General features: G+C 63.9%; 16 protein-coding genes. 12 read left to right on the forward strand and 4 right to left on the reverse strand.

Features of this window, described 5'->3' with window-relative positions:
- The first annotated feature begins 66 nt into the window (after positions 1-66).
- The 10 genes from CH302_RS16695 to CH302_RS16740 all read left to right on the forward strand — a co-directional run bounded on the left by CH302_RS16695 (position 67) and on the right by CH302_RS16740 (position 8779).
- Positions 67-471: a hypothetical protein gene (locus CH302_RS16695; protein ID WP_141216669.1), complete on the forward strand. Its 405-nt coding sequence runs from the start codon at positions 67-69 to the stop codon at positions 469-471.
- A gap of 110 nt (positions 472-581) precedes the next feature.
- A complete protein-coding gene (locus tag CH302_RS16700; RefSeq protein WP_230596249.1) occupies positions 582-866 on the forward strand; it encodes a hypothetical protein in 285 nt (94 codons plus the stop codon).
- Positions 863-3646 (forward strand): Tox-REase-5 domain-containing protein, encoded by a 2784-nt coding sequence (locus CH302_RS16705; protein WP_094649986.1) that lies wholly within the window; start codon positions 863-865, stop codon positions 3644-3646. Before CH302_RS16700 ends, CH302_RS16705 begins: the two co-directional genes overlap by 4 nt.
- Complete coding sequence (locus CH302_RS16710; protein ID WP_052047600.1) at positions 3643-4410, forward strand: hypothetical protein; 768 nt, start codon at positions 3643-3645, stop codon at positions 4408-4410. The genes CH302_RS16705 and CH302_RS16710 overlap by 4 nt, the downstream gene beginning before the upstream one ends.
- A 115-nt stretch (positions 4411-4525) precedes the next feature.
- Positions 4526-5107, forward strand: coding sequence for a TNT domain-containing protein (locus CH302_RS16715; protein ID WP_037190289.1), 582 nt, complete (start codon positions 4526-4528; stop codon positions 5105-5107).
- Positions 5108-5181: 74 nt separating this feature from the next.
- Entirely contained in the window at positions 5182-5811 is a 630-nt protein-coding gene (locus CH302_RS16720) for a hypothetical protein (protein ID WP_094649987.1), read from the forward strand.
- 59 nt (positions 5812-5870) lie between these two features.
- On the forward strand, positions 5871-6506 hold the full coding sequence (locus tag CH302_RS16725; RefSeq protein ID WP_037191237.1) for a hypothetical protein: 636 nt from the start codon (positions 5871-5873) through the stop codon (positions 6504-6506).
- A complete protein-coding gene (locus CH302_RS16730) occupies positions 6482-7195 on the forward strand; it encodes a hypothetical protein (RefSeq protein WP_094649988.1) in 714 nt (237 codons plus the stop codon). The genes CH302_RS16725 and CH302_RS16730 overlap by 25 nt, the downstream gene beginning before the upstream one ends.
- A 164-nt stretch (positions 7196-7359) precedes the next feature.
- Positions 7360-8127 carry a hypothetical protein gene (locus tag CH302_RS16735; RefSeq protein ID WP_141216670.1) on the forward strand — a complete coding sequence of 256 codons (768 nt, stop codon included), beginning with the start codon at positions 7360-7362 and terminating at the stop codon, positions 8125-8127.
- A gap of 172 nt (positions 8128-8299) precedes the next feature.
- The gene (locus tag CH302_RS16740) at positions 8300-8779 is read left to right on the forward strand and encodes a hypothetical protein (protein WP_052047598.1); all 480 of its coding nucleotides are present in this window, start codon (positions 8300-8302) and stop codon (positions 8777-8779) included.
- A 224-nt stretch (positions 8780-9003) separates the two neighbouring features.
- On the opposite strand, the gene CH302_RS16745 is transcribed toward CH302_RS16740, so the two are convergent.
- Positions 9004-10038 (reverse strand): NADPH:quinone reductase, encoded by a 1035-nt coding sequence (locus CH302_RS16745; RefSeq protein WP_037190285.1) that lies wholly within the window; start codon positions 10036-10038, stop codon positions 9004-9006.
- Positions 10039-10135: 97 nt separating this feature from the next.
- Here CH302_RS16745 and CH302_RS16750 point away from each other — a divergent pair, with 97 nt between their 5' ends.
- The gene (locus CH302_RS16750; protein ID WP_037190284.1) at positions 10136-10657 is read left to right on the forward strand and encodes a mycothiol transferase; all 522 of its coding nucleotides are present in this window, start codon (positions 10136-10138) and stop codon (positions 10655-10657) included.
- On the opposite strand, the gene CH302_RS16755 is transcribed toward CH302_RS16750, so the two are convergent.
- A complete protein-coding gene (locus CH302_RS16755) occupies positions 10648-11142 on the reverse strand; it encodes an SRPBCC family protein (protein ID WP_037190283.1) in 495 nt (164 codons plus the stop codon). The genes CH302_RS16750 and CH302_RS16755 overlap by 10 nt on opposite strands.
- Entirely contained in the window at positions 11139-11975 is an 837-nt protein-coding gene (locus CH302_RS16760; RefSeq protein WP_037190343.1) for an SDR family NAD(P)-dependent oxidoreductase, read from the reverse strand. Before CH302_RS16760 ends, CH302_RS16755 begins: the two co-directional genes overlap by 4 nt.
- Positions 11976-12076: 101 nt before the next feature.
- Between CH302_RS16760 and CH302_RS16765 the strand changes: the two genes are divergently transcribed.
- Entirely contained in the window at positions 12077-13126 is a 1050-nt protein-coding gene (locus CH302_RS16765) for an iron-siderophore ABC transporter substrate-binding protein (protein ID WP_037190282.1), read from the forward strand.
- A gap of 175 nt (positions 13127-13301) precedes the next feature.
- Here CH302_RS16765 and CH302_RS16770 read toward each other — a convergent pair.
- Positions 13302-13785, reverse strand: a 484-nt coding sequence (locus tag CH302_RS16770) for an HNH endonuclease signature motif containing protein (protein WP_141216671.1), incomplete at its 5' end; no start/stop codon positions are given.

Here is a 13785-nt window from a genome sequence, read left to right on the forward strand (position 1 = left end):
ATGCATGCGCAGCGATTTCGATTGTCGACCAACAATTTCCGCACTCACCCTTACCTGAGGAGCATCATGTCTTTCACTCGTACGAAGCGAATCGCAGCCACCACCACAGCAGCCACGCTTGCTGCCGGCGGGGTTCTGCTTGCCAACGCCCCGGCCGCTGCAGCTGTTCCCGTGACGACCGAAGGGCCGCTTCCGGCGTACTACGGCGCGCCGGTGGTGCAGGTTCCCCTCAATCACGCCCTGACCGTCGCGGCCCGTGACAGTGGTATCCCAGCCGCTCTGGCCAACGCGGATATCACGATTCCGGTGCAGGGGTGGGAGAGGGTGATCGACTCCTCGGCCAACGTCCTGGCAATCGCGACCGCTCGGGCTGCGCAGTACCCCAACGGTTGCGCTTCCTACGAGTTCTACCTTCCGCCGAGCGGGAAGTGGGCAGCCGCAGCCGCCTCGTACATCAACTGCCCCTGGTAGAGAACACCTTCTTCCTGTCCACATGCATCTCCTCCCGCTCTCCGACCCAGCGGGTTGCGGGTATCTCGAGTCCCGCGTTTCTGTCTGGAAGAGAAAGGCATTCACTTTCGATGACCACTTCACCGGCCGACCCGATGACCCCGCCGACCCGCCGCCACGGTGCAGCAGGCAACGAAACCTCGACGGCGGTGATCGCGACAGTGTTCGGGCTCGGGTTGCTGATTGTGGCGTTCGCGGTGATCGGACGCCTCGCCGGATGGGCCGGCGATCACGGGACGATCCTGGTGTATCTGGCGTTCTTTCTGTGGATGTCGATCGCAGGGCGGGTGTTCTGGTGGGGCACCGACAGATTGGTTGCCACGGTCCGGAAGACGGCGGCCCAGGACCACCGATGAGGCCGGAACCGATATCGAAACCGATTGCGGCATCGAGGAACCCGACGCTGCGCAGGTCGGTGGCGGGAGTGCTCGCTGCCGGGGCATTGTTGACCGGGGCTGCCGGGGTGATCGGTGCCGCGATCGTGCTCACAGCAGGACCCGCCTCGGCGGGACCGGCGGAGGATTGTGCGGCGGTGCGGGCGCGGGATCATCAGATCTACCTGAACTTGATTGCCTCTCTACCGCCGGGCTCTCCGATCCCGCCCGAGTACATCAATCCGTGCCTGACCGCGCCGTCGACGACCACGACTGCTCAGCCGACGAGCACCGCCGGATTGCCGGGCGCGCAAGCACCCGGCGGTGGCCCGAACGTCGGAGCGAACGCTCCGACAAACTTCCCCACCTACAACGGCACCCCCATCGTCCCCGGCCCCGGCCCTGTCCCTGTGCCGGGGGTGGTGCAGACCGCGACACCCGGCGCACCAGCGGCCCCGGGTGGTGAGAGTCCTGCAGGAGTCCCGGCTGCGACGGCGACCAGTGGTGGTGCTCCGACATCGCCGCAGCCTGCGGGATCGACTGCACCCACTGCGGTTCCCGATCGGGGGCCGGGACCGATACCCACCGACACCGATTCGGATACCGCACCGGCGCAACCGGTTCCGGACGCTGGAGCCCCGACTGCGGGGTTCGGCCAGGGCGACGGGCGTGATCGCTATCTCGAACTGGTGTTGGTCGGTGCTGCCGCGTTCACCGCCGGCGGGATCGGAGTGCGTGGGCGTCGTTCCCCGTTCGGTGCCCGGACTCCGGAATCGGTACTGTCCCAAGCGGTCGGCACTGTTGCTTCGCCGTTGATGCAGTACGACAAGGGTGGGCAGTCGAAGATCACCGTCCCCGATCCGGGTGGGGGTCGTCGTACGTTGTTCTTGATCCACGACCGGTCGTCGTCGCACGAATCGGTGATTCCTGTCGACGTGCCGCCCGGGGGGCGCATGTCGGTCGATCCGGATGGTTCGGTGACCGTTGTCGACGCCGATGGAAACCCGGTGTCGACGGTCGCCGCGCCGTGGGCGTACGACGCCGACGGCACACCGATTCCCACGCACTTCGAGATCCGCGACGGACATCTGGTCCAGGTCGTCGACACTGTGGGCATCGAGAACATTCTGTATCCGATCCTCGCGGACCCGCCGTCCGGTGGTGAGAACATCGCTACCGGCAGAGAGATGACGGCGATACCGTTGTACAACGGGCAGGACGCGATCAGTGGTCAACCCGGCGGTATCGCCGTCGTCGGTGATCCCGACCCCGGATACAGCCCATATCAACCGACCACCGACACCGTCAAGGACGGTACCGACCTCACCGTCGACCAAGGTAACGGCACCACCAACCGCTACACCGGCACCGGCACCGGCACCGATGCCGGTTTGCCTTACACCACCGAAGCGACCACCGACACCTATCAGCAGATGGCCGCAGACCAAGCCGCCGCTGAGCAGGCCGCTGACGATGCCGCGGCGCGGCTCGAGTCTGCGCAGGCCCCGCCGGTGAGTGAGAGCGGGATCGAGCCCGGCGACCTCGAGGGCCGTGCCAGCGAGGTGGACAACGTCTGGGCCTGGACCTACACCGACCCGGACGGGCTGACCCGCAACTTGCAGGTCACCTACGACGACGACGGTCGACCGTGGCGGGTCTTCGACCATGCCACCGGAAATCTGTACCTCTACGACTGGAGTACCGGCGAGCCGGTCCTGCGTCAGTCGCAGCACCTCGACTCCGGCTCCGTAGTGGATCAGACCCCGGAACTCATGAGCTTGATCGTTCCCCCACTGCGCGGGACACGCGCGATCTCGGGAGCTCTACGCCTCGACGACCTGATCATCTCGGCCAAACCACCCACCCGGCCGAACCTCGGTCCCGGAACATCGACCCGGCCTCGAGACCGGCCCGTACCCGCTCTCGACCCCACCGGCATCCCCATGGACCCGACATCGGGTGATCCCGCCGCCATCACCCCGGCACCGACCGAGACCGACCGGGTCGTCCCCGATCCCGAGGCTCCCGGGGCACCGCGCCGGCCCGGCCTCGACGACTTCGACCCCTACGCTCTCGACCCCACCGACCTCGACGACCCCACCGCACTCGACGACCCCACCGACCTGCCCACCGTCACCGCACCCCCGACCTCGTCCACCCCTGCCGCACCGACATCGCCGCCGGAATCGAGCTACGCCCCGAAACTCGGCGACGGCGAGAGCGCACCGAACTTCATCGACGTCCCCGGTCACGGCACCCTCGACATCGGTGCACTGGCACGCCCCGAGATCGGCGATCCCGACCTCGGGAACTATCCGGACCTCGGCGAACCCCGACTCTGGGCACCCGCAGGCGAAGGTCCCCGCTACACCCCCGACGGTCGACTCAAGGATTACCGGGTGATCCAGGAATTGGCCACCGGGATCGACGGCGACGTCGCGTACACCATCAACGGAGTCAAATTCGACGGCTGGTTCCCCGACGACGGCATCGTCACCGAAATCAAAGGCAACTTCGCGTTCCTCTTCGACTCCGCCGGCAACCCCACCACCTGGGGCGCAGACATCTGGCAGGTCAAATGGCGTGATCAAGCCCAAGCACAAGCCCGAGCCCTCGACACCACGGGCCAGAACATAGAACACATCTGGGTAATGTTGCAGGAGAACACCATCGACCTCGCCGAGAGAGTATTCAGTGCGAACGGTCTAGAAAATATCGACGTATTGTCACTTGCCGACTGGCTCGAAAGGATCCGACGATGATCGATCTGCACGCTCCGACGGTGATCGGCTACTGGCACGATCGCTCGCAGAGCGTCGATCGTCCTCGGAGCGCCGAGGACCTCGCCGCCACGACCCGGGCGTTCCTCGATACCCTAGCCGCGATCGATCCCGCTCTCGTGCCGGAGCTGTTGCTGCTCGGGGAACACCAGAGCGGTCACCCGGCGGATCTGAGTATCGAGGGACTCCGCCGGATCTACCACCGCAGAAAACAAGACGATCCCCCCTCGGGGTCCTACGTCTCCGGCTACTCGGTGCACCTCGTGCACCCCGATCACCGGCAGAGACAGTCGGTGAGCTTCTCGGTCGGAGCGACCGCGGGAACGAACGTCGTCCATGTGACTCTTCCTCGACCGGAGCACGCCGTCGGGGACGCATCCGAACTGCTCACCGCCCGCGTCGGGGATGCGGTACTCAAGGCGATCCTCGACCACTGGAACGCCACTGAAGCTCACTGGGACCTGGAAAAGTATTCCCGACCTCAGCGAGACTTGGTCCTCGGTAAAGCATCGAGCACATCATGGACAGAGCGACGCGAGGCCAGGAAACGATGGGCGAAGGAACTTCAGATCGGGTGGGAAACTCTCATCCCACCGCAGGTGCCTCTCGACCGCACTCTGTTGCCTGCTGTCGCCGACATCGAGACAGTGACCGCCGGTACTTTGGTTCGGCTCGGTGACGCGCCACTCGATGTCGACTTCGAGGACATTCTCGATCTCCGCCGCGCCCTCGGCTACCCGACATGATCCTCCGTCGCTTACTGTTTCGGTTCTCTCCGAATGTGAGCGGTAGCAACAGAATAGACGGACGTGCCGAAGTGGGGTCGGATCTGCGGGGATCGGGCGAGGCCATAAAGCAGTCGTGGACTACAACCGGGACCCCAGCGGTACTGCCGGTGACGCGCTGTTTAGTGCTCTGCGGCTCGATTCCGTGGTTGCTTTGCCCTCCGGTCCGTTCGCCCAAGCCGGAGCGTCGTCGAGAACGGAGCAACGTCGAGGGCGTGTCCACTACCCCAAGCACTACGGTTTCGATTGCGACACCGTCACGAAAAGACCGATCTACGAACGGCTATCGCAGTTCCCGGCCGGAGCGGCCTTCGACCGCTTCGGCTCACCCAACGGCTACTTCCTCGGGGCGGACCACGATATGTTTCCCACTCGGAGTGTTCCGCCGGAGAGTGCGGCCGAGGAGTACTACCGATACATCGTCGGTCAGCCGCTACCGGCGAATCTCGCGGTGCTCATGGGCGAAATTGAGGAGGCATTCGCTGCTCCTGGCGGTGGGACCCAATACATGGTCATCCGCATCGACACAACGACCGGACTCCCGACCCTGCGTCGGAGTACTGACTACGCGGACATCACGAACTACTTCCGGCTGACCATCGAGCAAATGATGGATGCGGACATCATCGAACTGGTCTATCCGCGAGCTACCCCGTGACCTGCGGCCTTGCGCGTATTCGGCGGGCCGCGGGAGATCGGCATCGACAGGTGTCACCACAGTCAGGAGCGAGTATGACCAGGAATCCTCTTCGTGAGGCGGAGGAGAACAATCCCCAGGGGGTGGGGGCGTTGGCCGATGGCGAGGTGGCTCAGTTCACGGCGGCGGTGGAGTATTTGCGGTCGGTGATTGTTGCTGCGTTCGGGGTGGAGTGGACCGATCCGGTGTTTTCCGGTGACGGGTATGTCGTGACCGAATTTCCACGCAGTGGTGGGTACTTCGACGGGTATGAAGGGGTGCGCAAGACTGCGCGCGGGTATGCGGTGATGTCGGCATCCGAGCGTAACAGTGAGGGTGGGTCGGTGACGTTCGGCCGGTTCGAGGATGCGGTGAAAGGCTATGCGGCTGGGGTGATTCGTTCGTTTCGGATGGAGCGCAGCGGCCGTTACCTGGGCAGTGTGGCGTGGATGTGGAACGGCACGATCGGGCCCGGTGTCGTTGCGCACCCGTTGAATCGGTCGAATACACAGTTTCGCTATTCCCTCGAAGATGATCCGAGTATCTGGCTCGAGGGCCGAACGACGGCAGCGACACTTTCGCATGGTTTGGGTATGTCGATTGCGGCGTTCATCGCGGTGATCGTCGCGCATCCGAAGGTGACTGCCGAGGATGCGACAGCATGGCCGAAACCGTTGCGACCCTGACCCTTTGGCCGGTATGGCTGGTTCGGCATCGTGAGAAACACATCCAGTCAGGAGCGAGTATGACCAGGAACCCTCTCCGTGAGGCGGAGGAGAACAATCCCCACGGGGTGGGGGTGTTGACCGATGACGAGGTGGCTCAGTTCACGGCGGCGGTGGAGTATTTGCGGTCGGTGATTGTTGCTGCGCTCGGGGTGGAGTGGACCGATCCGGTGTTTACCGGTGACGGGTATGTCGTGACCGAATTTCCACGCAGTGGTGGTGGGTACTTCGACGGGTATCGCGGGGTGCGCAAGACTGCGCGTGGGTATGCGGTGATGTCAGGCGACGAGCGGGGTTACGAGGGTGGGTCGGTGACGTTCGGCCGGTTCGAGGATGCGGTGAAAGGCTACGCAGCTGGGGTGATTCGTTCGTTTCGGATGGAGCGCAGTGGCCTTTACCTGGGCAGTGTGGCGTGGATGTGGAACGGCACGACCGGACCCGGTGTGGTGAGGCAGTCGTTGAATCCGCCGTACGACACGGATTTTCGCTATTTCCTCGAAGATGATCCGAGTGCATGGCTCGAAGGCGACAAGGTGGTTGCGACGTTGTCGCATGGTTTGGGTATGTCGGTTGCGGCGTTCATTGCGGTGATCGTCGCGCATCCGAAGGTGACTGCCGAGGATGCGACGGCATGGCCGAAACCGGTGCGACCCTGACCCTTCGACCGGTATGGCTGGTTCGGCATCGTGAGAAGCACATCCAGTCAGGAGTGAACATGATCAGGAACCCTCTTCGTGAGGCGGAGGAGAACAATTCCCTTGGTGTGGGGTCGTTGACCGATGGCGAGGTGGCTCAGTTCACGGCGGCGGTGGAGTATTTGCGGTCGGTGATTGTTGCTGCGTTCGGGGTGGAGTGGACCGATCCGGTGTTTTCCGGTGACGGGTATGTCGTGACCGAATTTCCACGCAGTCGTGGGTACTTCGCCGGGTATGACGGGGTGCGCAAGACTGCGCGCGGGTATGCGGTGATGTCGGGCGACGAGCGCAACCTCGAGGGTGGGTCGGTGACGTTCGGCCGGTTCGAGGATGCGGTGAAAGGCTACGCAGCGGGGGTGCTCGATTCGTTTCGGACGTGGCGCAGCGGCCGTTACCTGGGCAGCGTGGCGTGGATGTGGAACGGCACGATCGGGCCCGGTGTCGTTGCGCACCTGTTGGGTCGGTCGAATACTCAGTTTCGTTATTTCCTCGAAGAGGATCCGAGTGCATGGCTCGAGGGTGACAGGGTGGTTGCGACGTTGTCGCACGGTTTGGGTATGTCGATTGCGGCGTTCATCGCGGTGATCGTCGCGCATCCGAAAGTGACTGCCGAGGATGCGACAGCATGGCCGAAACCGGTGCGGTCCTGACCTTCTCGACCCGTATCGATGGCGGCGCGCCCGCGGTTCGACATCCGATGTCAGGAGTGAACTCGAGCAGGAACTCTCCGCGAGGCGGAAGAGATTTGCTTCGAGGGCGACCTCGAGGAGATCGATGTGGTGTTGCTCGCTGACTGGCTCGAAAGGATCCGACGATGATGGATTTACACACTCCGACGGTGATCGGCTACTGGAGTGATCGCTCGCAGAGCGTCGGTCGTCCTCGGAGCGTCGACGAGCTCGCCGCCACCACCCGGGCGTTCCTCGATACCCTCACCGCGATCGATCCCGCTCTCGTGCCGGAGCTGTTGCTGCTCGGGGAACACCAGAGCGGTCGTCCGGCGGATCTGAGTATCGATGGACTCCGCCGGATCTATCAACGCAGAAAACGAGACGATCCACCCACAGGGTCCTACGTCTCCGGCTACGGGGTCCACTTCGTGCACCCCGACCATCGGCAGAGGCAGTCGGTGAGTTTCTCGGTCGGAGCGACCGCGGGAACGAACCTGGTCAATGTGACTCTTCCTCGACCGGAGCACGCTGTCGGGGACGCATCCGAGCTGCTCACCGCCCGTGTCGGGGATGCGGTACTCAAAGCGATCCTCGATCACTGGAACGCCGAGAACGGGCGCTGGAGCGTCAGCAAGTATTCCCGACCGCAACGGGAACTGGGCATCGATTTCACCGGCCTCGACGCCCTCGACCGGCAACGCGCCATCAACACCCGACTGGCGAAGGAACTCAAGATCGGGTGGGAAACTCTCATCCCACCGCATGTGCCTCTCGATCACACTCTGCTGCCTGCTGTCGCCGACACCGAGACCGTGACCGCCGGTACTTTGGTTCGGCTCGGTGACGCGCCACTCGATGTCGACCTCCAGGACATTCTCGACCTCCGCCGTGCCCTCGGCTACCCGACCTGACCCGCATTGGCACCCGGATCCTCGCTCGGCCCGCTCTGCCGGTCACCCCTGCCCCACTGTCTGGGCGCAGTGTCTCGACGCCCGTCGTTCGCCCCGTCTGGCGGGTACACCTCAGGTGTGGACGTCGCCGTACCGGCGATGAGTCGACACCACCGCCTCAGAAGGGAGCCTGATGTTTCTGTTCGTATCCAACGGCGGCAAGCAAAAAATGATCGAGCATCGGATCGACGCTCCCTGGCAGTTCGGTCAGCTGCTCTCGCGGTTCGATGGAATGCAGCGGTCTGCGTTGACGGTCTCGAAGGTCCCGGAGGGCCGGTACTACGAGGATCTCAGCGACGACGAAAAGACCACGATGAGTGAAAGCTACATTCAAGCCGCTGGGTCGGCGCAGGCGATGTCGGTCGAGTTGAGGTTTCTCATCGACGGTGTTCATCGCTTGTTCGTCATCGGCCGATCCGGCCCCCGATATGGCGAACCCGCCGTCGAAATCCCCTTCTTCAGCGGCAAACACTCCCTCACCGTCTACTCCGAAGAGGTGTTCACCGCTGATGACGCGACGCAGTTGTTTTTCGAGTGGGCCACCACCGGAGACATCGACCGCACGAAACACCACCTCCGCGAATTCGACCTCGACGCCTTCTACCCAACCTGAGGCCAGCCTGGTCTTCTCCGATCCGACCGGGCGTGCACTCGATTCGTGGTTGCCCGCATCGACGACTGTGCCGAACGCGATCACCCCGAAGCCGCGGCCTCCGATGTTGGGGCGTCCATCAGCGCCTGCCGATCTCAGAATAGTTGAGCAGCAGTACTACTGGCAGCGTATGGCCGGCAGGTGGATCGTTTTCCCGTGGTCCACGTTGCCGGTCATCACCTGACTTATTCGCTGGAGACGTCGATCAGCACCTTGCCGACGGTTCCGTTCTCGACGGCGTCGTGCGCTGCGGCGGTCTCGCTCAGCGAGAAGCGGTGCAGCGGTAGACCGGTGGCCTCGCCCACCTCCAGCACACCTGCCGCTGCCGCAGCACTGACGTCCGCCTCGGCGTTGCGAAGAGCCTCGTCGCCCACGGTGTACAGGAGGACGAACTGGTAGCGAGTGTTGAGCACCATGTTGGGTCGAACGTCGAGGGTCACGGTGTCGCCACCGTTGTTGGCGTACACCGCTATCGAGGCGCGGTTCGCTCCCACTGCAGCATTGAGTGCGGCGTTCTGTGCGGGAGCAACCTCGACGATGAGATCGATTCCGGCAGGGACCAATTCACGAATTTCGACGGCGGCGTCGCCGGCCTTGTAGTTCACCACGTGGTGCGCGCCCGCCGCGGTCGCCAGCGCGCCCTTCTCCGGTCCGCTGACCGTCGTCACCACGGTCGCGCCCGCCCAGCGGGCCAATTGGATCGCGGCATGGCCGACGGCACCGGCACCACCGGCGACGAGTACCGACTTACCCTCGAGTGCGCCCGGGTGCAGCCGGGTGGGTCCGTCCTCGGAGACGGTCAGCGCGCGGTGCGCCGTCATCGCGGGCACTCCGAGGCTTGCGCCCACATCGAATCCGACGCCATCCGGCAGCGGAACCACTCGGGAGGCAGGCAGGATTGCGAAAGACTGGGCTGTACCGGTCGGGCGCTGATGCTGGGCCAGGTATACCCAGACCCGATCTCCAACGGAGACGCCGTCGACGTCGGGGCCCACGGCGTCGATCACTCCGGCACCGTCCTGGTTCGGAACCACCTCGTCGAATGCCAGCTTCTCACCCGGTCCGGAACCGATTCTGTTCTTCCAGTCCGTCGGATTCACTCCCGAGACCACGATGCGCACGCGGACTTCGCCTGCGGCAGGTTCGGTCACCTCGCGATCTTTCAGTTCGAGGACGGACGAGTCGCCGGTGCGGGTGTACACAATTGCTGGAGCAGTCATATCCGGTCCAACGCGCTCGGGCCGCCCCGATGTTCCCTGCGAGGCAATCGGGGTATGCATGACTGGTTATCAGTGCTCGACGAAAGAGGCGTAATCAATGAACCACAACGACCTGCTCACCGACGCGTTCGGCCGCATCAAGGAACTCGTCCACTCGGTACTGGCCGACATCCCCGCGGCCGCGCTGACGTATCGACCCGATTCCGACGCCAACAGCATCGCGTGGTTGCTGTGGCACCTGACGCGGGTGCAGGACGATCACATCGCGGGCGTGGCCGGGAGTGAGCAGGTCTGGACGTCGGACTCGTGGTTCGAGCGTTTCGGACTACCGTTCGACAAGTCGGACATCGGGTACGGCCAGTCGTCCTCGGACGTCGCTCAGGTCACCTCCAGCGCCGAACTGCTGCGCGAGTACCACGATGCCGTGCACTCGAAAACCGTTGCCTACCTGAGTAGTATCTCGACCGACGATCTCGACCGGATCGTCGACGAGAACTGGGATCCGCCGGTCACCCTGGGTGCGCGGCTGGTGTCGGTGGTGTCCGACGACCTTCAGCATGCCGGGCAGGCGTCCTACGTTCTCGGCCTGTACACCCGGCAGGCTCGAGATCAGGCGTAGACCTTCTGCAGGTTCTCCAGCGTCTTGCGAATGTTGCGACGCTGGAACTGCGGGAACGTCTTACCGCTGGTGACGATCTTGTCGAACACGAGAGCCAGCGCGTCGGGCCACTTCGTCCGGTCGTCGGTCCAGGTCTCGGTGACTTTCGTGCCACCTGCGACCGGTTCGAAGTCGTAACGCCAGGTTGCGTTCGCGCCCTTGATCTTCGGAGCGCTCTTGCCGATGGCGTGGACGCGGAACTCGAAGGTCTTGCCAGGCTCGGCCGCTGTGACGGTGCAGCGAGTGACCCACTTCGCTCGGCCGCGCTTGTTGGTTCCGTCGAACACCATTCCCACGTAGGCACTCTCGCGGGGTTCGTGGACGGTGGCACCTCTGTTTTCGGGGCTCCACTCACCCATCCGCGTAGGGTCGCTGATCGCGGCGTACAGCGTGTTCGGATCGGCAGCGATGACGATGCTGTCCGAGACGGTGAGTTCGCGGCTCATGACGAGGCTCCCTTGCGGGCGTTCTTGCCCAGGCCGGGGTGAATGCGAGTGAGCATGGGCACCAACACTGTTCGCGGGGTGATCTGCGCGAAGATGGACCCGATGCGGTTGGCCGCTCCCGGAATCGACACCATGCGCCCCTTGGCCATGTCGTCGACGGCAGTCCTGGCCACCGTTTCCGCGTCCACCCACATGATCGGTGGAAGTGCTTTCTCAGCATCGTCTTTCGCGAATCCTGCGGCCTCGCCGAATCCGGTGTGTACCGGTCCGGGGCACAGTGCGGTGGCGGTCACGCCCGTTCCCTTCAGCTCACCGGTCAGAGACTGCGTGTACGAGAGCACGAATGCCTTGCACGCGCCGTAGCCGGCCTGACCGGGCAGAGGTTGAAAGGCGGCAGTCGAGGCGACGTTCAGCAGTGCGCCGCGTCCTCGCTGAGTCATGCCGGGGAGAAATCGGGTGCAGAGGTCTGCAACTGCGACCACGTCGACCTCGATCATGTTCATTTCCGCATCCGGATCCGATTCTGCGACCGGTCCGAGCGTGGACAGTCCGGCGTTGTTGATCAGGATGTCCGGGATGAGGCCGAGCTCGGTGATGCGGTCCAGTAGTTCGGCGCGAGCGCTGCGATCGGACAGGTCTGCTGCGAGCACGTCGGCTCGGACTCCCCGAGCGCGGATTTCCTGTGCCAAGTCTTCGAGCTTGTCGGTACGCCGGGCGACGAGGGTGACGCCATGGCCTCGGGACGCGAGCACGCGCGCGATCGCGGCTCCGATTCCCGAGGACGCTCCGGTCACGACGGCTGTCCGATCAGGGGCGGGACGAGGAAGGCTCATGGCTCCCACCGTAGCGAACGCCCGCTGTGCAGTGCATTCGAACGGCTCTTGTAGGTTAGCCTTGACTTACTTTCAACCCGCTAGTCTGTCGAGAGGTTTCCATGTTCTCTGCTTCAACGGCCGGTCGACGTTTCACTCGCCGTGCGTCCCTCCTGTCCGCGCTCGCGGTGTCGGCCCTGGTGGTCGGTGCGTGTTCGAGCACCGATACTGCCGAGTCGGAACAGGGCGACTCCGGAGAGTTTGCCACCGTCACCATCGACTCGGCCTTGGGCCAGGCTGTCATCACCGAGAAGGCGGAGCGCATCGTCACGCTCGGCCAGGGCTCGGCCGAAACGGCGATCGCGCTGGGCACCGTTCCCGTCGGCGTCGAGGAGTATTCGTGGGGTGCCGACGACACCGGGTATCTGCCGTGGGTTCACGACGCGGTGACCGAGCTGGGTGCCGAACTTCCCCAACAGTTCACCGGTGGAACCGAACTGAACATCGAAGCCGTGGCTGCCCTCGAACCCGATCTGATTCTGGCCCCGTGGTCCGGCGTCACGCAGGATCAGTTCGACAAGATGAGCGCATTCGCACCGGTGGTCGCGTACGAGGAGCAGCCGTGGACGATCACCTGGGAAGACCAGATCACCGTCATCGGCAAGGCCATGGGGGAGGAGCAGAAGGCGGCGGACGAGATCGAGAAGATCAAGGGCCGCTTCGCCGACGCCACCACCGAGCATCCCGAATACGCGGGGGTGAGTTTCTCGTACATCTACAACACAGGGCCGGGGACACTCGGAGTGTTTCTTGCCGACGAGCAACGCGTTGCGATGGTGCGAGCACTCGGGTTGCAGGTCGATCCGGTGGTGAACACGCTCGACGAGACCGAGGGCACCGACTCGGCGGTCATCGGGTTGGAGAACGCTAATCTGTTGAACGACTCGGATCTGATCTTCACCTTCTACTCGGATCCGCAGAACCGCACCGACACCGAGAATCAGCCTGCCTACAAGCAGATCCCGGCCGTGTCCCGCGGTTCGGTCGTGGCACCGACGGATCAGTCGTTCGTCACCGGCTCGTCCATCATCAATCCGCTGACTGTGCCCTGGGCACTCGAGCGATATGTGCCGATGATCGACGAGGCTGTCGCGAAGCTCGACGCGAACTAGGTCAGTAGACCTCGCGCTGTCGTTCCTGTTCCAACACCTGCTCGAGGAGATGTGGCACGACCGCGGTGTCTGATCCTTGATTCGACCGAATCAGCCTGCCGGACAATCTCGTCCAGCCCCGCACCGTCTTCTCGGTGCGGGGCTGGTGTCGTTGGTGGATGGCGTGTGGGCGGGTTCAGGCGATGTGGGGGCCTGCGCGGGCGTGCGATTGTCTCGGTTGTCGGTAGGGGTCGACGGTTGCGGGTGGTATGAACCAGGGGTGGTTGTCGGTGCCGATGAACACTTCCCAATCGGAGTGGTGCATGAGGCGGTGGTGGAATCCGCAGAGTAGGACGAGGTTGTTCATGTCGGTGGGGCCACCGTCTGCCCAGTGCCAGATGTGGTGGCCTTCGGTCCAGGCGGCAGGTTTTCCGCAGCCGGGGAACGCGCAACCGTGATCGCGGGCGGTGAGAGCTTTACGTTGTTTGGCGGTGACGGTGCGGGCGGTGCGGGCGAGGTTCAACGGGTTGCCGTTCTCGTCCATCACGATGGCAGTGAGGACACAATCACACGCCAACTGACGGGAAGTATTGCGGGACAGCGGTCCCATCCACGGCAGCCACCCGACCGAAGTGCCGTCGCCGAACAGGTCGCGATACGCGCCACGATCCGCTGCACCG

Source organism: Rhodococcus sp. 15-2388-1-1a (assembly GCF_002259145.1).
In the GTDB taxonomy this organism is placed as follows: Bacteria; Actinomycetota; Actinomycetes; order Mycobacteriales; family Mycobacteriaceae; genus Rhodococcoides.